Annotated in this window: 15 protein-coding genes; 7 read left to right on the top strand and 8 right to left on the bottom strand. The window is 62.9% G+C overall.

From position 1 onward, the window contains the following. Positions 1 to 248 precede the first annotated feature (248 nt). Positions 249 to 716, bottom strand: a complete 468-nt coding sequence (locus tag ACFQX9_RS22090; protein ID WP_247338045.1) for a hypothetical protein — start codon at positions 714 to 716, stop codon at positions 249 to 251. On the opposite strand from ACFQX9_RS22090, the gene ACFQX9_RS22085 reads away from it, so the two are divergent. Next, positions 715 to 2,628, top strand: coding sequence for an autotransporter domain-containing protein (locus ACFQX9_RS22085; protein WP_377790482.1), 1,914 nt, complete (start codon positions 715 to 717; stop codon positions 2,626 to 2,628). The genes ACFQX9_RS22090 and ACFQX9_RS22085 overlap by 2 nt on opposite strands. 19 nt (positions 2,629 to 2,647) lie before the next feature. Here the strand turns inward: ACFQX9_RS22085 and ACFQX9_RS22080 are convergent, their stop codons facing one another. Further along, positions 2,648 to 4,255, bottom strand: a complete 1,608-nt coding sequence (locus ACFQX9_RS22080; RefSeq protein ID WP_377790480.1) for a multicopper oxidase family protein — start codon at positions 4,253 to 4,255, stop codon at positions 2,648 to 2,650. Positions 4,256 to 4,487: 232 nt separating this feature from the next. Here ACFQX9_RS22080 and ACFQX9_RS22075 point away from each other — a divergent pair, with 232 nt between their 5' ends. From ACFQX9_RS22075 to ACFQX9_RS22065, 3 genes are read left to right on the top strand one after another with little or no spacing between them, the layout of a single operon-like run. Beyond that, on the top strand, positions 4,488 to 7,259 hold the full coding sequence (locus tag ACFQX9_RS22075) for a xanthine dehydrogenase family protein molybdopterin-binding subunit (protein ID WP_377790478.1): 2,772 nt from the start codon (positions 4,488 to 4,490) through the stop codon (positions 7,257 to 7,259). Continuing rightward, positions 7,256 to 7,780, top strand: a complete 525-nt coding sequence (locus ACFQX9_RS22070) for a (2Fe-2S)-binding protein (protein ID WP_018456342.1) — start codon at positions 7,256 to 7,258, stop codon at positions 7,778 to 7,780. Before ACFQX9_RS22075 ends, ACFQX9_RS22070 begins: the two co-directional genes overlap by 4 nt. A gap of 8 nt (positions 7,781 to 7,788) precedes the next feature. Further along, complete coding sequence (locus ACFQX9_RS22065; protein WP_377790475.1) at positions 7,789 to 8,406, top strand: Isoquinoline 1-oxidoreductase subunit; 618 nt, start codon at positions 7,789 to 7,791, stop codon at positions 8,404 to 8,406. Positions 8,407 to 8,523: 117 nt separating this feature from the next. Here the strand turns inward: ACFQX9_RS22065 and ACFQX9_RS22060 are convergent, their stop codons facing one another. After that, positions 8,524 to 10,677 (bottom strand): autotransporter domain-containing protein, encoded by a 2,154-nt coding sequence (locus tag ACFQX9_RS22060; protein WP_377790473.1) that lies wholly within the window; start codon positions 10,675 to 10,677, stop codon positions 8,524 to 8,526. Here ACFQX9_RS22060 and ACFQX9_RS22055 point away from each other — a divergent pair. After that, complete coding sequence (locus tag ACFQX9_RS22055) at positions 10,658 to 11,272, top strand: hypothetical protein (RefSeq protein ID WP_377790471.1); 615 nt, start codon at positions 10,658 to 10,660, stop codon at positions 11,270 to 11,272. The two genes, ACFQX9_RS22060 and ACFQX9_RS22055, sit on opposite strands and share 20 nt — an antisense overlap. 892 nt (positions 11,273 to 12,164) lie before the next feature. On the opposite strand, the gene ACFQX9_RS22050 is transcribed toward ACFQX9_RS22055, so the two are convergent. Further along, positions 12,165 to 12,398: a hypothetical protein gene (locus ACFQX9_RS22050; RefSeq protein ID WP_368508166.1), complete on the bottom strand. Its 234-nt coding sequence runs from the start codon at positions 12,396 to 12,398 to the stop codon at positions 12,165 to 12,167. Positions 12,399 to 12,822: 424 nt separating this feature from the next. Between ACFQX9_RS22050 and ACFQX9_RS22045 the strand changes: the two genes are divergently transcribed. Together ACFQX9_RS22045 and ACFQX9_RS22040 are read left to right on the top strand one after the other, a co-directional pair. After that, positions 12,823 to 13,620 carry a LuxR C-terminal-related transcriptional regulator gene (locus tag ACFQX9_RS22045; RefSeq protein ID WP_377790469.1) on the top strand — a complete coding sequence of 266 codons (798 nt, stop codon included), beginning with the start codon at positions 12,823 to 12,825 and terminating at the stop codon, positions 13,618 to 13,620. A 1,225-nt stretch (positions 13,621 to 14,845) separates the two neighbouring features. Continuing rightward, on the top strand, positions 14,846 to 15,469 hold the full coding sequence (locus ACFQX9_RS22040) for a class I SAM-dependent methyltransferase (RefSeq protein ID WP_377790467.1): 624 nt from the start codon (positions 14,846 to 14,848) through the stop codon (positions 15,467 to 15,469). Positions 15,470 to 15,573: 104 nt separating this feature from the next. Here ACFQX9_RS22040 and ACFQX9_RS22035 read toward each other — a convergent pair whose 3' ends face one another. The 4 genes from ACFQX9_RS22035 to ACFQX9_RS22020 form a co-directional block, all read right to left on the bottom strand. Beyond that, on the bottom strand, positions 15,574 to 15,987 hold the full coding sequence (locus ACFQX9_RS22035) for an MAPEG family protein (RefSeq protein ID WP_247368676.1): 414 nt from the start codon (positions 15,985 to 15,987) through the stop codon (positions 15,574 to 15,576). A gap of 45 nt (positions 15,988 to 16,032) precedes the next feature. Further along, positions 16,033 to 16,518: an SRPBCC family protein gene (locus tag ACFQX9_RS22030; protein WP_204511026.1), complete on the bottom strand. Its 486-nt coding sequence runs from the start codon at positions 16,516 to 16,518 to the stop codon at positions 16,033 to 16,035. Beyond that, positions 16,515 to 16,832 carry a helix-turn-helix transcriptional regulator gene (locus tag ACFQX9_RS22025; protein ID WP_018456332.1) on the bottom strand — a complete coding sequence of 106 codons (318 nt, stop codon included), beginning with the start codon at positions 16,830 to 16,832 and terminating at the stop codon, positions 16,515 to 16,517. The genes ACFQX9_RS22030 and ACFQX9_RS22025 overlap by 4 nt, the downstream gene beginning before the upstream one ends. 339 nt (positions 16,833 to 17,171) lie before the next feature. Beyond that, positions 17,172 to 17,927, bottom strand: coding sequence for a dienelactone hydrolase family protein (locus ACFQX9_RS22020; RefSeq protein WP_247821688.1), 756 nt, complete (start codon positions 17,925 to 17,927; stop codon positions 17,172 to 17,174). Positions 17,928 to 18,198 lie beyond the last annotated feature (271 nt).

The raw sequence follows: 18,198 nt of genomic DNA, 5'->3' as shown, positions 1-18,198 counted from the left end.
ACTTACCACTTCACCAATAGCCGGTCTCTTTCCTTCATCGACGCTGGTATCAATGCCCAGGGCGGCCAAGCCTTTATACGCAACGACACAAATGCTCTGAATTTCTACAACAGCAGCACGGCCGGCGCAGGAGTTGCTCCTGCAACTCAATTTGACATCCAGAACGGCGGCAGCGTCAACTTTTACGACACCAGCACGGCCGGTAATTCCCGCATTAGCTTAGGCGGCGGTGGCGCTGCCAACAGGATCTATTTCAACAATTCTAGCACGGCCGGGAACGCGCAAATCAACGCCTTCAGCGGCAGCCCCGCTGTGGTGTTCAAGGACACCAGCTCAGCCGGCACTGCAAGGATCTTGGTGAACAGCACCGCCACGTTCAGCAACGCGAGCAGCGCCGGCAGCGCCGCATTCAACGGCAGTGGCGTTCTGCAATTCTTCAATAACAGCACAGCCAGCAGCGCCGATGTCACCCTGCAATTGGTCCAGTTTTTCGACACGAGCAGTGGCGGCAATGCAACTCTGAGGACTTTTGCGGGCGGTGTCGTTGATTTCTCGACCCTAACATCCGCGGGGACGACTGCCGGCTCGATCAGTGGCACGGGCACGTTCAACTTTGGCACGAAAACGATCACGGTTGGCGGCAACAACCAGTCGACCACAGTTGCTGGTACGATCGAAGGAATCGGCGGTGCGCTGGTCAAGACCGGCACCGGCATGCTGACGCTGTCGGGCACAAACACCTACGCTGGCGGCACCAGGATTTCCGCAGGAACCTTGCAGATCGGCGATGGCGGCACCACCGGCTCGGTCCTCGGCAACATCACCAACAACGCGGCGCTAATTTTCAACCGCTCGGATGCGGTCACCTTTGGCAGCGCCATCGGCGGCAGCGGATTGGTCTCCAAGCAGGGCACCGGCACGCTGACACTGTCGGGCGCCAACACCTACACCGGCGGCACGACTGTCAACGCAGGCGAGCTTGTGGTGAACGGCTCGATCGCATCGTCGGTGCTGACCGCCGTCAGCAGCGGCGCCACGCTGTCGGGCGTCGGCACCGTCGGCAATACGGTTATCAACACCGGCGGCACCCTGGCGGCGGGCAACGGCGCCGCAGGCACGTCGCTGAACGTAACCGGCAGTCTCGCCCTTCAGTCCGGCGCCATCTACATGGTGCAGATCAATCCGACGACTTCGAGCTTCATCGGCGTGACGGGTTCGGCCACGCTCGGCGGCGCCACGGTGAACGCGACCTACGCGAATGGCAGCTACGTCGCCAAGCAGTACACGATCCTCACAGCAGGCAGCGTCAGCGGCACCTTCGGATCGGTGGTCGAGACCAACCTGCCGACGAACTTCCATACGACGCTGAGCTATGATCCCACCCACGCCTATCTGAACCTGGTCCTGAACTTCGTCCCGCCAGGCGGCAGTTTGACTGGCAACCAGAACGGGGTCGGCAATGCCATCGTCGGCTACTTCAACACCAATGGCGGCATTCCGCTGGTCTATAGCGGGCTGACACCGGCCGGCCTGACCCAGGCCTCGGGCGAGACCGCGACGGGGTCGCAGCAGACCACTTTCAACGCCATGACCCAGTTCATGAGCATCATGACCGATCCGTTCACGCCCGGACGCGGCGACGGCGTCCATGCGCCGGCCTATGCCGAGGATAATGTTGCCGCCAACGCCTACGCCTCGTCAGGCAAGCCGCGCAGCAAGAACGAGCGCGACGCTTATGCTGCGATCTACAGCAAGGCGCCGCTGCGGAGCAATTACGATCCGCGCTGGAGCGTGTGGGCGGCCGGCTTCGGCGGCGCGCAAACCACCGATGGCAACCTCGCGGCAGGCTCCAACACCAGCACCAGCCGCATCTTCGGCATGGCGGCCGGTGCCGACTATATCCTTTCACCCAACACCGTCGCAGGCTTTGCGCTCGCTGGTGGCGGCACCAGTTTCAGCGTCGTCAATGGCGGCAGCGGTCGCTCCGACCTATTCCAGGCCGGCACCTTCGTGCGTCACACCATCGGCGCGGCCTATGTCTCGGGCGCGCTGGCCTATGGCTGGCAGGACGTCACCACCGACCGCACCGTGACGATTGCCGGCGTCGATCGTTTGCGCGCAGGGTTCAACGCGAATGCCTATTCGGGTCGCCTCGAAGGCGGCTACCACTTCGTGACGCCGTGGATCGGCGGCATCGGCCTCACGCCCTATGCGGCCGGGCAGTTCACAACGTTCGACCTGCCTGCCTATGCCGAGTCCGTCGTCTCCGGCACCAACACCTTTGCGCTGGCCTATGGCTCCAAGAGCGTCACGGACAGCAGGAGCGAACTCGGCATCCGCGCCGACAAATCCTGGGCGATGCCGAACGCGATCCTCACCTTGCGCGGCCGTGCGGCCTGGGCGCACGACTTCAACCCGGATCACGCCATCAACTCCGCCTTCCAGGCGCTGCCCGGCGCCAGCTTCACCGTCAACGGCGCAAGACAGGCCAGCGAGTCCGCGCTGACGACGGCGTCCCTCGAAATGAAATGGATGAACGGCTGGTCTGCGGCCGGCACCTTCGAGGGCGAGTTCTCCGAGGTCACGCGCTCCTATGCCGGCAAGGGCGTGGTCAGATACGCCTGGTGAGAGGCGTCCTCCCAGAAGCTTACGGCTTGTAGACCTCGACCGTCTGCATCATGCCCATCTCCTCGTGGTTCATCATGTGGCAGTGGAGCATGTAGACACCGGTGAAATCGATAAAGCGCGAGCGGAACACGACCACGCCGCCCTTGCGCTCCACGATCACGGAATCCCGCCATTCCGGCACCGCCAGCGCCTTGCCGTTGGCCGAGATCACCTGGAACGGGTTGGTGTGGATGTGGAAGACGTGGTCGTCATGCTCATGCGTATTGACGATGGTCCACTCCTCGACCGCGCCCAGCTTGACCCGCTGATCGATGCGGCCGGGGTCGAACTTCTTGCCGTCGACGAAGAACTCGAATTCCTGCCAATGGCCGGCGGCATCGGCCTCCGGCGCGGTGGCCGACAGCACCACCTTGCGGCGGTTGGTGATCTCGGAGTCCTTGATGGTCGCGAGCGGCGCTGGTGGCAGGGCGCGCGGCAGCTGCATGTCCATCGGCGCGCCTGACACCACGACCCGCGCCAGAGGCCCCACCGGCGAAGGATGCCCCTGGTCGTAGGGCGCCGCGTTGAAGGCGTAGGTGCCGGGGCTGCCTGCTTTGACCAGAATATCGGCGCGCTGCCCCGGCGCGATCAGGACCTGCTTGAGCGGCTGCATGGCACCGAGCTGGATGCCGTCATAGGCGATCGCATGCAGATCGTGCTTTTCGAGGTCGAGCAGCATGTCGTCCTGATAGGCGGCGTTGAGGATGCGCCAACGCTGCACCTCGCCGGGCCGCATCTCGATCATTGGCCGGCGCTGGCCGTTGATGGCGAGAAAGCGCGTCGCAGTCTCGGGAAACAGCGTCTCGAAATTTTCGACCATGCCGTTGGCATCGTAGACCACTTGGGTCAGCACCATGAGGCGTTCGCGGGCTGTCGCGATCTCGGGGACGTCGACGAAATCGCCCTCGATGACGACGGCGCCGACCATGCCGGAGGACATCTGGATGTCGGCGCTGCCGTGGTGATGCGGGTGATACCAGTAGGTGCCCCTGGTGTGGTCGGCCGGCAGGGTGATTTCGATGTTGTAGCTGCGGCCCGGCGCCATCGAGCGCATGACGTTGTCGGAAATCCCGCTCGGGCTGGTATGCGCGCCGTGGAAGTGGAAATTGGTGTTGTTGAACTGGTGCGGATGGCTGATGTCGGCCGGCAATCCGTCGCGGTTCGGCGGCAAATCGTTGATCATCTTGATGCGCAGGGTTTCGCCGGGCTTCATGCGCAAGGTCGGGCCGGGGCTGCCGCCGTCATAGGATCTGACATAGAGCCGGACGCCGCCGATCTGGCGATAGGCGTAGCCGACCCGCAACGTCGTGCTCAGCACGCCATTGACGGACCGCCGCACCTCGGGCTCGACCAGCGCCTGGTCCATGGCAGGAACGGGCGTTTCAGCGACCATCCCCATGGTCGGCGACATGTCCGCGGTGTGGGACATGCCAGCATGGTCGTGCACGGCGTGCTGGGCGTTCGCGGCACCTGCGAACAGCGACAACGCGCCGGCTTTGAGACCGCAATCGAGCAACTGGCGACGCGACAATGTCATAGTCCCTGTCACGCTGGTGACTGAAGCTGCACCGTTCGAATCGTGCTGCATTTGCGTTTCGCCCCCTGTTGCCTGACGGTCTTCCGTTCGATTCGATTTTAAAGCAAGCTCGAAACCGCAATTCGAGCCGTAAGCGTATCACATTCATTGGTTGTAAACCTCCTCGCCCGTTCTATCGTCAATGAATCGTAACGGATTCGGCGCTCGCGCTGGTGCGTGGCCTGCGTGCATCGAATGCTGCCAGCATCCCGATGTTCTCGAAACTCTGTCCAAGGATCTGATCATGACGCCTTCGCGACGTGAGTTCGTGAAGTGGTTATCGGCGGGAGGCATCTCGGTCAGCCTGTCACATCTGGCGTCCGCGGCGGGCGTTCCCTTCGCAGCGCACGAAACGCTGCCTGGACGCGGCAAGTTCAATCCCGCGACAACGGGCGCCGGCCGTGTCGACGGCGTCGCCAAGGTCACCGGTGCGAAGCTTTACGCGTCCGACTTCCGCGCCAACGACCTGCCGGGCTGGCCGCAAGCCACCTCGCACGGCATCCTGGTCCGCGCCAATGACGCCACGCATGTCTATACCGGGCTGGACCTCGGCCGCCTCGGCGGCGCGCTCAAGCCGTCGGTGGTAGTGACAGCCGCCGATCTCGATCGGATCGGGACGCAGGTGCCGGAATTCTATGCGGGCGACCTGTTCTGTCCGATCGGCAAGACGCCGCTTTATCTCGGGCAGCCGGTCGCGCTTTTGATCTTCGAAAAGTTCGATGCCTTCGACCAGGCGCGTCTCGCGCTGCGCGACGGCACGTTCGTCCAATTCGGCGAGGAGACCGGGCCTGTCGTGGTGCCCGACTACGGGGCCTTCCGCTTCACCCGCGTGGCAGGTCCCTCGCCTGACCAACCGGACGTCTATTCGCCGCTCCAGGCCGGCTGGGTCTCGCCCAAGAAGGTGCAGAGCGCGGCGCTGCCGGTGTGGTCGCCGCTCGCGAAGGACACGCCGGCGGATTACGCCAAGGCGGCGAAATATGGCGAGCAGATCCGCGCCGAGCTTGCAGCGGATGACCCATCCATGCTGGTGCTCGACCGCGAGTTCGAGACGCAATCGGTCGACCCGATGTTCCTGGAGCCGGAATGCGGGCTCGCCTGGTACGACGGCAAGGGCGGCAATCTCGAACTGCTGCTCGGCGTCCAGTCGCCCTACGAAGCGGCGGAGTCGATCGCGCATCTCTTCGGCAAGGCCCGCGCGCCCTACAAGCCGGCACACATCAACGCGCAGTTCGCCCATGTCGGCGGCGGCTTTGGTGGCCGCGATCACACGCCTTTCATTCTGTATGTGGCGCTCGCGGCGGTCTGCTTTCCCGGCAAGCCGGTGCGGCTGGCGCATGACCGTTACCAGCAGTTTCAGGCCGGCATCAAACGCCACGCGATCAAGATGCGCTCGCGCATCGGCATCGATCGCGCGACCGGCAAGATCAAGGGGTTCGCTGCCGATCACGTGCTCGACGGCGGCGGGCTCGCCCATTTCTCGGCCAGCGTCGCCGTCGTCGCAGCCACCGGCGCGATCGGCATCTACGACATTCCGAAGGTCGACGTCAGGACCGTCGCGGTGCACTCGCGCGGCGTGAGCGCAGGCTCGATGCGGGGCTACGGCATCCTGCAAGCCATGACGGCGCTGGAGGTCCTGATCGACGAAGCCGCCTCCGAGCTCAAGCGCGACCCGATCGAATTCCGGCGGCGTAACGCGCTGCCGCAGAACGGTCGGACCATGACGGGCAATCCCTACATCGTCTCGGTGCGCACGCCCGAAATCCTCGACAAGCTCGAGAAGCACCCGATCTGGCAGCAGCGGGCACAGTTCAAGCAGACCTCGTCGGATCGGCTGGTCGGCACCGGCGTTGCCTGCGTGACGAAAGACTATGGCTCCGGTGCGGACGGCTCGCTCGGACGCGTTGAGCTCGCCCCCGACGGCAGGATCGTCATCTATTGCGATCACGTCGAGATGGGCAACGGCATCGGGACGGCGCTGGCCAACCGGGTCGCCGGCCATCTCGGCGCCATCGCCGACGAGGTCTCGGTCGCTCGCGTCGACAGCTATGACATGCTCGGGCTGGTCACATCAGGCGATCCCTCCACCATGGACCAGAAGACCCAGGACGCCGCGGAGAAAAATCCGCGCTGGGTGCCCGCGATCAGCTCGCCGACGAGCTCCTCGATCGGCGCGCATGTCGGCACGCATTCGGCCGCGGAAGCCGCCCGCGTGATTTTCCGCTTCGGCCTGTGGCCCGCGGCGCTTGAGCTGTGGCGCGTCGCAAAGACCGATCGGCGCGCGGGGCAATGGGACGCCGCAAGCTGGCAGAACGGCCAGCTCACCATGCCCGGCCTCGAACCGCTGGCGCTGCCGGTACTGGCCGCAACAGCTCACGCGCGCGGCTTCGTCACCGGTGCGGTTGCGCACAGCTTCTCGCGCTGGGCGTGGTCGCGGGCACGCTTCCCAGTGTCCGGCGAGCAATACCGCGCCGAGATCGATGCGCTGGCGATCCGCAAAGGCAACGGCAAATTCGAGCGGATCAACCGCACCAGCGTCAAGTTTCCGCCGACCGACAACAACCGGATTGGCACCGCCTACACCTCGATGTGCGGCACGGTCGTCCGCGTCGAGATCGAGCGCGCAACCGGGAGCTTGCGCATCGCGAAGGCCTACAGTGTGTTCGAATGCGGCACCGCGCTCGTGCCCGAGGTCGTGATGGGCCAGGCCCAGGGCGGCTTCGCCATGGGCGTCGGCTACGCGCTGCTCGAAACCCTCCCACCGTTCGAGGGCGGCCCCGGCAACGGCGAATGGAATCTCGGGCGCTATCTGGTCGCACGCGGCTCCGACCTGCCGCTCCGCGATCTCGAGATCGAGATGCTGAAGCCGCTAGTACCAGACGAAGCGCCGAAGGGCATGGCGGAGGTCGTGATGATCCCGATCGTGCCGGCGCTGATCAACGCCATCCACGACGCCACCGGCCATCGCTTCCGTGCGCTGCCGGTCACCGCAAGCCTATTGAAGGGAGTGCTCGCGTGACGACCCTCAGCCTCACCATCAACGGCCAGAAGCACGGCCCGATGGACGTCCGCGACGATCTCTCGATGAACGATTTTCTGCGCGAGATGCTGGGCATGACCGGCACCAAGTTCGGCTGCGGCGCCGCGCAATGCCTGAGCTGCGCCGTCATCATCGACGCGCCCGACGGCACCAGCACCACCAGCCCGACCTGCGTCGCGCCGGCCGTGAATTTCGACGGCAAGTCGATCCGCACCGTCGAGGGGCACGCGCGGGACGGCGAGCTCTCGACCCTGCAAAAGGCCTTCATCGAGCATTTCGCCTTTCAGTGCGGCTATTGCACCGCCGGCTTCCTCAATGAGGGCCAGGTCCTGCTGGAGCGCCTGTCGCGGACACCGGTCGCGCGCGAGGCGCTGGAGCAGACCATCGCGGATGCGCTCGACGGTCATCTCTGTCGCTGCACCGGCTACGTCAAATATCACGAGGCGGTGCGCGACGTGATCCTCGCCGACTCGAAGCGCTACCTCATGGCCACCAAGTGACGCGCATCATGACCTCCGACGTGCGGTTCAAAATGATTGCCGTGGTCGCCACCCTCGCCGGCAGTTTCGGTGCGGGCTACGCGGCGTCGGAGGCGGCAGGTCACGCCCTCGCCTCGCCCGAGAGCTTTGCCTCGATCGGCGACGCAGAGAAGCGTTCGGCCGCGATCTTCACCGAGCTCAGCAAGGTGCTGACGCATCCGCGTTGCACCAATTGCCATCCGGCCGGCGACAGGCCGCACCAGGGCGACAATGCCCGCCTGCATCAGCCGCCGGTCGCGCGCGGCGCTGACGGCCATGGGCTCGAGGCGATGCGCTGCAACACCTGCCACCAGAAGGCCAATTTCGAGCCCGGCCGCATGCCCGGCCATCCCGACTGGCATCTCGCCCCGCGCGAGATGGCTTGGGAGGGCAGGACCGTCGGCGAGATCTGCGAGCAGATCAGGGATCCCGCGCGCAATGGCGGACGCAAGGTGGAAGACCTGATCAACCATATCGGCAAGGACACCCTCGTCGGCTGGGCCTGGAAGCCCGGCTTCGGCCGCTCGCCCGTGCCGGGCACGCAACAGCAGGCCGGCGCGCTGGTCGAGGCTTGGGCGAAGACCGGAGCGGCCTGCCCGGCGCCGTGACGTCGAAGCGGTCCGTCCCGCGAACGGAGTTCAGTCGAACTTGTAGTTCACGCCGAGCGTCATCAAGTCATGGCGCTGCTTGATCGTTTCCAACGGCACCGCTGCCACCCGAGGGGTTCACCACGCATATCGCACCACGCCCTTGCCGGCGTAGCTGCGCGTCACGTTGGAGAACTCGCCTTCGAATGTCGCGGCGGTCGACCAGCCGTTCATCCATCTGGTTTCGGCGGATGCCGTGACCAGCGCGGAGTCGGAAGCCTGCGCCGCGCCGTTGACGAAGAAGCTGGCGCCCGGCAGCGTCTGGAACGTCGCACCGATGCCGCGGTCGGGATTGAAATCATGCGCCCAGGCCACGCGGCCGCGCAGCGTCAGCATCGCGCTCTGCATGGCAAAGGATTTGTCGGCGCGGACGCCGAGTTCGCTGCGCGTGTCGGTCACGCTCTTCGCATTATAAGCGAGTGCAAAGGTGTTGGCGCCCGAGACGACACCTTCCGCATAGGCCGGCAGGTCGAAGGTGGTGAACTGGCCTGCGGCGTACGGCGTGAAGCCAATCCCGCCGATCACGGGCGCGACGAAGCGATAACCGCCCTCGGCGCGACCCGAATAGGCATTGGCATTGAACTGTGCGCGCAGGCGATCGATGCCGGCGATGGTGACGGTGCGATCGGTGGTGACGTCCTGCCAGCCATAGGCGAGCGCGCCGGACAGATAAGCCGCGCCGAGCGTGTGGCGCACGAAGGCGCCGGCCTGGAACAGGTCGGAGCGTCCGCCGCCACCGTTGACGACGCTGAAATTGGTGCCGCCGCCGGCAAGTGCAAAGCCGACCAGCGTGTCGCGCGAGATGCGATAGTCGGCGCCGACAGCGGTGCCATAGAGGCTGCTGCTGGTGTTGTTCGAGCCGGCGATCGAGTTGCCGTCGGTCTTCTGCGAGCCGCCGAAGCCCGCCGCCCACACGCTCCAGCGCTGCTGGAACGGCACCGCAGCTGGTGCCTTGGTATAGATCGCCGCCAGCGCGTCGTTCGGGCTGCGCTTCCTCGCGGCATAGGCGAGCGCTTGCTCGTCGGCGTAACCGGTTGCGTTGCCGCCGGCGGTTGCACCGTCACCGCGCCCGGCGATGAACGGATCGGTCATCAGCCCCATGAACTGGTTCATCGCATTGAAGGTGGACTGCTGCGACCCGGTCGCGGTTTCGCCGGAGACCTGCGTCAGGGCGTTGGCGAGACCGGAGCCGGTCAGAGCGAACAGCGCGTTGAAGCCCGCCGGCATGTTGGCGCCGGCCAGGAGCGCATTGTCGATTCCGGCCGCGACGTTCTTCTGGTTGATATTGGCATTGGCGGGCAGGTTCGGCGACAGCAGGCCGGGATCGACCGTCAGTAATACCTCGTTGCCGACATAACTCACCCGCGCATTGCGGGCGAAACTGTTGCCGGCGAGAACGCCCGCCGTGTCGAAGGTGCCGTTGACGGTGCCCGCGATCATGATGGTGTAGGTGGTGGTTGCGCTTATGCGCGCCAGCGGATCGACCGTGACCTTGCCCGCAAGGTTGGCGGTGCCGGTCACAACCGTCATGTCGCTCGATGCGCCCGATATCTGCACCAGATAGGTCGATGCCGCCGTCAATGTCAGGCTGCCGCTCACCGTCAGCTTGCCGATCGAATTGCCCGGCGCCAGCGTGCCGCCGTTGACGTTGGTGTTGCCGACGATGCCGCTGCCGCCGAGCGTGCCGCCGGGATTCACGGTGACGCCGCTTGCCGAGGTGATATCGCCGTTGACCGCCAGCGTGCCGCCGTTCACGGTGGTCGCGCCGGTGTATGTGTTGATAGCGGACAGCGTCATCGTGCCGGTACCAACCTTGACGAGTGAGGCGCCGGTGCCGCCGACAGCGCCACCGTCGGCAATGACACCGGTGACGTTGGTGGAGAGGTTGTTGCCGCCGACCGTCAATTCGTTCTGACCAAGGCTGAAGAGCCCGGCGCCATTGATCGAGCCGGCGCTGAGCTTGTGATCATTGTTGGGCCCTGTCGAGTCGCTGAAATCCGTAACGCTCGAAGCGCCGTTGGTGATGGCGGCGTTGCCGCCCGTCGCGAAGTTAGCGAATTCCAGGCTGCCGTTGTTGATGATGGTGGCGCTGCCGCCTGTGCTGGTGTCAGCGAATTGCAGCCCGTTGTTGTTGATGATGGTGGCGCTGCCGGCGGTGCTGGCGTCCAGGAAGTCGAACCCGCCACCGTTGGTAATGGCGGCGCTGCCGGCCGTGCTGGTGTTCGAGAACACCAACGACCCGGCACTGATAGCGATAGTTGCGTTGCCCGCCGTGCTGCTCATGGCAAATGTAAGGCCGTTGCTGCTGGCGATGATGGCGCTGCCGGCGGTGCTGGTGTCGCGGAATTGCAGTAGATTGCTATTGGTGATGCCGGCGCTGCCGGCCGTGCTGCTGTCGCGGAATTGCAGTACCCCGCTAGCGCTGATGGCTGCGCTGCCGGCCGTGCTGCTGTTGCGGAAAATGACGACGCTACCGGCTGCCCCGTTGATCGTGGCGCTGGCCGCCGAGCTGGTGCCATTGAAGGCAACGGAGCCGCCGACGATGCTGGTGATGGCGGCGCTGCCTGCCGAGCTGCCGTCGCTGAAAACGAGCGAGCCATTGCGGTTGATGATCGTGGCGCTGCCGGCCGTGCTGCTGTTAGCGAAACTGATGGTGCTGCTGAAGCTGTTGGTGATGGTGGCGCTGCCGGCCGTGCTGCTGTCGTTGAAACCGATCGTGATGCCGTTTGCAGTGTTAGTGATGGTGGCGCCGCCCGCCGAGCTGCTGCCGTTGAAAGCGATGGAGCTCCGGAAGCCGCTGTTGGTGATCGTGGCGCTGCCGCCCTGAACGCTGATGCCGGCACCGCTGAAAGTGAGAGTTTGAAGGAAGTTGTGGTTGTCGAGAACATAGTTCGAGGCGCCTGGACTGAAGGTCCAGCCGCCGACCGTGGTGTCGGCCGAGAGCGTCAGCGCGGTCGTGCTCGAGCTGCCAAAAAATGCGGTGCCGACTGGCACCGTCGCCGGGGCCCAGTTTGCGGTGGTGTTGTAATCGGCAGTGCCAGGGTTGGCCAGCCAGGTCGCATCCTGTCCCAACGCCGGGACCGCGATCCCGACCAATCCGGTTGATGCCAAAGCCAGCAGCGCGGCCCGTCCGTTCGAAAACCGTCCAAAGCCCGACATTGCCCCACCTGACATCTTGTTGTGAATGCTGCTGCTGTTTTGCAGCCGCGTCGTCGAACCGAGCTTGACCTTCATGACGTAACTCCAGAAACGCTCGTGTTTGCCGTGTCGACGACAGGAAATGTCTCGCGACGGGAGCGCGAAACAGATAGGCGTTCCATGGCTGCATCCTTGAAAACGGCGAACAATCGTCACGGCGCGACGATTGCGAGGCGGGGTGGTATATCGGCAACGTGTTCTGCACGCGCTTAAGTTCTGCGGAGGCCCGCTCAACTATGTCGTTACGCAGAGAGAATCCGTTTTCCCAGTCACCGTGCCGAATATCGCGCCACCCGAGGGGTCTGAGAACTACCTAGAAAGGTGGTTCGCTGTGCTTTCTGAGCCGGCGTATCGACTCCGCGGATCGGTTTGCAATCCAGGAGCGCCGTCAATCGCACGACAGGCATATCGGCTCAGGTTGGAAATGCGCGCCCTCGTTGCTCGAAACATGTCCGCAGATGGTCCAGGCGGCGGCGTGCACGATGAGGAATGCGGCGGCGACTGCCAGCAGCCAGCCCGTTTCATTGTGGGCATGGGATCGGGCCGCCAATCTTGTTTGCGTCGCTCTGCTCGTCACCATTCTTGTTCTCCGGACGTTTTTTGGCTTCGTTTCCGAGCAAATGCTCACATTGGCGTATGACGCGGCTTGCCAGGCGGCGCCGCGACGCATGCAGTGCCGAGATGATGAAAGCGACGATGCCGTGCTCTTCTGGCTCGACGAGCCGATCAGAAACCCGGCAGGCTGGCCGGATCATGAGATTTCCATGCCAATCGACTTCCGAGAGCGACGGAAACGCGTGCAAAAGCGGCTTGATCAGGGAACGCTAACGCCCGGGGCGGATCGACACCCTTGCCGGTGGATGCTGCGCAAAGGCTGAGGGTGTAATCAGCACCGCGGATGACAGGGCGAGGAAAAAACCGCGCCGCCGTCGCCTCTCCGTCCGGCCTTCGCCAGGCCTTTTAGGCCGGCGCGCGCCCGTCGTTGTACGCGTCGTCGATCTCCCAATGTCGTTACGCTGAGAGAATCTGTATTCCCGGTAACCGGGCCGATATCGCGCCATTTTGTGCATCTGAGAACTACCTGGAAAGGTGGTTCGCTGTACTTTATGTATGCTCGCGCAGGTCGGAGGCCTCTGGGGTCGCCTCTGAGCTCGGCGGCCGGCACAATCTGGAAATGACATGCATCTCTCCACGGATCCCATCGATCCGCTAAATCAAGACGTCTATGCGCTCTGGGATCAGCTGGCCGACTTCTCGGTCGCCGACAGTGACGCTGCGCTGACCCACCTGCTGTCCGCACTGCGCACCATGTTGTCGGCACGCAATGTGCTGTGGGGCGTGGTCGTGCGATTGCCTTCGCCGAAGCGGACCGATCCCCTGCTCGGCTGGCGTCCGCGTCTCGTCAGGGTGCTGGACCCGATACCGGCGGTGGCGGCATCCGTGCAGAAGCAGTACGATACGCTCTGGTCCGACGACGTCGATCTGTCCCAGATCCTGTCAATGTCGGGCGACGAGCCGTTCCGCGTCCGCCTGCTGTTCGAAACGCTGCCGCCGGAATGGTTCAAGGGCAAGCACTATCGGCGCCACTATCTGGACGTCGGCTTCGCCGACAGCATCTCCGTGCGCATTGCGCTCAATGACGATTTGAGGATTCGCCTGTTCGTATTTCGTGATGCGCAGCAACCCCGCTTTACGGCACAGGACGGCCAGCGTCTGGGCTTCGTGATGCGCGCCTTGAGATGGTTTCACCGTCAACAATTGCTCAGCCACGGACTGCTCATCGCCAACGCGCCCCTCACACCCGCTGAACGCCGCGTGTTGCTCGGACTGCTCGCCGGGGACACGGAAAGGCAGACCGCGCAGAAGCTCGAGCAAAGTCCGAACACCACGCATTTCCACGTCAAGTCGATCTACGCCAAGTTCGCCGTGCGCAGTCGCCAGTCCCTCGCCGCGCTGTGGCTCGGCAGGCTGCGATAACGGCTGAAGCCGCAGGGCCGCCCTGGATGCCCTTCCCTTTCTGGCTCGTCTCGGACCTCGCTGAGATGCAGGAAGATGAATACGACAGCGATCGTTGGTCACGTTGGCGCTCGTAAACGTTGCCGAGGACAGCCAATTCTCGATTCGATGCGCACTTTCGGTTAGTCCCGCTGCGCGGATCATGGCTTCCCGAAGGGGGCCATGGGGGCAGCCTGTTTGCATCGCCTTCGAGGCGGTTAGCCTCGAGCATAAGCCTATTCTGCAACGACAATGTGGGTTGTACGGCTTTGGTGCGCATAGTGCTCTCCGGGTAGGAGGCGGGAGCGCGATACTCTCAGTCACCGATAGATGCCGATGGCGGGGCGGTGATCGGCTGAGTCTACGCCCTATATGTGGGTTAAGCCACTGATGCCTTGGACAAGCTGAGCGATTGCGACAAAGAAAGGCAGGACGGGGCTAAAATCAAACCGGGCCACTGAGGTGGGAAACAGGCCAGCGCCCCTATCGAGGTCGAAATAGGCCGCTCTGAGTTTCGAAATTCCCCCTAAACGAAAACGCCACCAAGCCCAATAATGCTCAGTGGCGCCACGTTGGAACTGGAAACCGCAATCCTCCAGTAGACATTGGTCGGACCGCCGGCGTTTAGGTTCAACGCGGCCTCACTGTTGCTCGGGTTTGCAATGGAAAGCGGCCTTCTTGGCAGGCGCAGCTTCGATTAATTCGGTTATGCCATCGAGCGTAATTCGGTCGGTGATACGTGATGCTATGTACTTGTACCGCGCAATGCGCTGGTCGATCTCGTCACATTTCTCACACATAGCTCACCGCGATTGTCAAAGGCGGGAGCGTGCAGGACTCTCTGTCACCGATAAAAGCCAAGGACCGGGCGGCGATCACGAGACTCTAAACCAGATACTCAGTTCCAGATACAGGAACGAATTTGGGCCACTTCTAAATCAATTTGGGCCGGTAGCGTGGGAAACCGGCTCAACGAGGCAATCTTAGAAGTGATCGCCAGCTCGGAATTTGCAGGTCATGGTCCGCCTTGGGTCACCTGACGAGATCGCCGTCCGGGTCTAGAATGCAGACCTCCGGACATCCTGCCGTGGCAGGCCGCGCTGTCGCCGCGCTTCACGCAGGAGCGCCGAGGGCGAGAACACTGAAGGGATGGAGTAATGCTTGCGGTCGAGTATTGGCGGGGTCAGCATGGAAGGGATCGGGTTTCATGACGATTTCAGGCCGGGCGGCCCATTGGGAGAACGTATACGAGAGCAAGGGCGAACGCGAGTTAAGCTGGTTCCAGGAGAGCCCGTCGCCTTCGCTCGAATTGATCGCACTGGCCGCCGCAGAGCTTACCTCACCGATTGTTGACATCGGCGGTGGGGCGGCTCGGCTGGTCGATGCGCTGCTGGCGGCTGGATATGCAGATCTGACCGTCCTTGATCTGTCCGACGCGGCGCTCGCGGCCTCGCGTGCACGGCTCGGTGCCGCTGGCGACGCCGTGCATTGGATCGTCGCCGATGTGACGACATGGCAGCCAGCGCGCCATTATGACATCTGGCACGACCGTGCAGCGTTCCATTTTCTCACCGCGCCGGAAGAACAAGCGGCTTATGTCGCGTGCGTCCGAAGAACCGTAAAAATTGGCGGTCATGTCATCATCGGCACATTCGCAATCGATGGTCCGGAGAAATGCAGCGGCTTGCCCGTGACACGTCACACCGCTGACAGCATCACCGCACTGCTCGGCGCCGGCTTCACATTGACGGATCATCGGCGTCATAAGCACGCGACGCCGTGGCAATCGGTACAGAATTTCCAGTTCAGCAGCTTCATCAGATCATGCTGAATTTCACGCTGCAGCCCACGTCTGCAGGGCCACAACTTGCGAATTGCACAGATCACTCGCTTCGGGCCAAAAGCCGCTGTCGTCAGGCGGCCAGCGTTGATACCCTAGTGGATGGCTGCCAGGGCGGTTACGACAATGAGGATGACCGTTACGAGGGCACCTGAAACATAGAGAATGGTTCTGACGCTGCCGCCTTTGGCCGCGTTACCGCCGCGCAAATAGACCGCAACGTGGATCAGACGAATTGCGACATAGACCCATACAAGCGTTGCAAGCGTGACGGGTCTTACCCCTACCAACGTAGCCAGGACTGTCGGGACGACAAAAGGCGGCAGCGCCTCCACTGCGTTCATGTGGACGCGATCGATCCGGTACAGCAGGTTATCGTCATCCAACGGCAAGACAGGTCCGGAGAGTGCCCCGGCCCTGCCTTTGGAGAATCCTGAATAGACCGCCAGCAAAATTGACAGGAGGCAAAGGGCAAGCACCCCGACAATGCTAAGCCAGTAGGCTGTCATAAGGACCTCCGCAAATGCGATCACGTCGCATAGGTTACGCGGATATCAAGCCTCGCGGGCTATCCGCTCGGCGAACCGTTTCAGGTAGAGCGGCCAACCCTGATCGCCTTCAACGCCTTCGCTCACGCCTTCCCAACCTTGGCCATGACGTTCGAGGTGACGGTGCTCAAGTTCCAATCGAGTCCGGCTTGGCGTCTCGGCAATGAACCGCACCTCCCATTCACTGGTCTTGTCTGGATCGGTTTCGATTTGCCAGCGCGGGCTGATGTCCCAGCTTAGAAGCACGCGATTCGGCGGCTCAAAAGCCAACACACGCGCCCAGCGGCATTCGCTGCCGTCGACACCTCGATCATAGATGTGACCGCCGACCCGGGGCTCGAACACGGTCTCTGCGATGGGCACGGAGAGCAGATTGTGCTCGCGTGGTTTGAAGCTGCCGAAGTCTTCCGTAAAGACCTTAAACGCGCGCTCGATAGGCGCCTCAACCACGATCGATTGTTTGATGGGTGCCGCCGATACACGGATGCTCATTTCTGGTCCTCCACTGATTTTTCTACGGCCACTTTGTACGCAGCCAGTGTGCTGCTCCAGAACCGGTCAAGCCAGGCGCGCATCTGGCTGAGCCCCGCTGGATCGATGTGATAAATGTTGCTGGCTCCCTTCGGCTCGGCACGAACCAAATGAGATTCGCGCAGCACCTTCAGATGCTGAGAGACGGCTGACTGGGAGACAGTCAGTTCACGGGTGAGTTCAACGACAGTGCGCGGCCGCGCGCCCAGCAATGCGAATATTCGTCTGCGGGTCGAATCGCCCAGAGCGGCCAGTTGCACGCTGTCTTTCGCCATGCTTCGCCGAAGGGTTGCCGTTACGGTAGCGGATCTATCATTAGCCATAACTAATGATAAGCATAAACTAATGATCTCGTCAAACGTGATGATATTGGGCCAAACGTCAGCTTGGGCTCACTTGCCGACCTCGCCGCGGTCGCACGTCAGGCCTGCGTTACCCTCTCGGCAGACATCCGAGATCTCTGAGTAACCGTTCTGGGCCCGCCTCATCAGCTTGAGCGATGCTCGCAGGCTGCGCTTCCCAGCGAGTGCGATGCCTTCGAGCTCGCCGCGAGATAGTAGAAGAACGCATCGCCGCCCAGGATGCGGCCGTCCATCGCGCTCATAGATCGGCTGCTAACGGCTCTCGCCCTGGCGAACGAGAGTCTCTCGAAAGAAATTGATGATGCTGGCGTTGAACTCGCGATGGAATGCCGTCCTGTCGAAACCCGGCGGGTCAGTACAGAAGCGAGGAAGCTTCTCCGCGAACTCTGCCGTGCATGGCGACAGGAAAGCAAAATGACCGGCAGGCACCACGCGCACTTCCTTTTTGCCGGGCAGCGACTGAGCAACGAGCGCTGAGTTTTTCGGGTCTACGCCTGCGCCGCCAAACTCTGATCGCCAGATCAGAAGCGGGATTGTGATGTCTGCCAAGCGGTCGGCGGGAAAGGCGAAGTTAATTGCCGTATCGGCGAGCACTGCGGCTCGGATACGAGGTTCGTGAGGCAAGCTGCTGGGTATGTCGCCGCTACGGAGTTGCTCGCATGCCCGCGTTCGGTTCGCGTCCGAGCAGTAGAGCGCAAATCTCCGGAGATCGGGATTGCCGCCCGCCAACACCAATCCGGTATAGGCGCCGAGCGAAAACCCAAAGAAGCCGATCCTGGAGGAATCAATCGCAGCCCGGTCTTTCCAGTCATTCAAGATGAAATCAAGCAATCGGATAATGCTGGCGGGCCGGGTTGCTAGAATGGAAAGGCTGTCTCGTTGCGAGGAATCGTTTCCATTGTCACCCGGAAGGTTGATCGAGGCGACGACAAATCCAGCGTTTGCCAGGGCCTGCACCGTGTCATCGTGTTGTCCGAACCAACCGCCGCGTCCGTGCGAGACGATCACGAGTGGCAAGTTCGTTCCTGTGACGGGACAGTCCTTCGTACCTTCAATCGAATCAATGAATTGGACAGTGAGTTTGCCGAGGGGCACTCGTTGCGCCGCTGCTGCGCAAGGGTACCATATAGCGCCAGCCAGATTTGGATCGGTATCCAGAAGCTGAACACCGGCAGCTTGCACAGGCGACATCAAGCAGCCGAGTACGGCAGCACAGATCCAATACAGTTTGGCCGTCAGTGCCCCCATTCGCCAGCGAACTCTCGGATCAAACTTGGCC

The organism is Bradyrhizobium sp. GCM10028915, from assembly GCF_042666195.1.
In the GTDB taxonomy this organism is placed as follows: domain Bacteria; phylum Pseudomonadota; class Alphaproteobacteria; order Rhizobiales; family Xanthobacteraceae; genus Bradyrhizobium; species Bradyrhizobium canariense_D.
Note: the sequence above shows the minus strand (reverse complement) of the source record. Positions and strands in the feature narration are given on the sequence as shown.

Bases quoted from the DNA above. Each gene is read 5' to 3' on its own strand.
- ACFQX9_RS22085 (WP_377790482.1), top strand. From the start codon at position 715: ATGCTGACGCTGTCGGGCACAAACACCTACGCTGGCGGCACCAGGATT.
- ACFQX9_RS22090 (WP_247338045.1), bottom strand. From the start codon at position 716: ATGCCGGTGCCGGTCTTGACCAGCGCACCGCCGATTCCTTCGATCGTA.
- ACFQX9_RS22080 (WP_377790480.1), bottom strand. From the start codon at position 4,255: ATGCAGCACGATTCGAACGGTGCAGCTTCAGTCACCAGCGTGACAGGG.
- ACFQX9_RS22075 (WP_377790478.1), top strand. From the start codon at position 4,488: ATGACGCCTTCGCGACGTGAGTTCGTGAAGTGGTTATCGGCGGGAGGC.
- ACFQX9_RS22065 (WP_377790475.1), top strand. From the start codon at position 7,789: ATGACCTCCGACGTGCGGTTCAAAATGATTGCCGTGGTCGCCACCCTC.
- ACFQX9_RS22050 (WP_368508166.1), bottom strand. From the start codon at position 12,398: ATGATCCGGCCAGCCTGCCGGGTTTCTGATCGGCTCGTCGAGCCAGAA.
- ACFQX9_RS22045 (WP_377790469.1), top strand. From the start codon at position 12,823: ATGCATCTCTCCACGGATCCCATCGATCCGCTAAATCAAGACGTCTAT.
- ACFQX9_RS22040 (WP_377790467.1), top strand. From the start codon at position 14,846: ATGACGATTTCAGGCCGGGCGGCCCATTGGGAGAACGTATACGAGAGC.
- ACFQX9_RS22035 (WP_247368676.1), bottom strand. From the start codon at position 15,987: ATGACAGCCTACTGGCTTAGCATTGTCGGGGTGCTTGCCCTTTGCCTC.
- ACFQX9_RS22030 (WP_204511026.1), bottom strand. From the start codon at position 16,518: ATGAGCATCCGTGTATCGGCGGCACCCATCAAACAATCGATCGTGGTT.
- ACFQX9_RS22025 (WP_018456332.1), bottom strand. From the start codon at position 16,832: ATGGCGAAAGACAGCGTGCAACTGGCCGCTCTGGGCGATTCGACCCGC.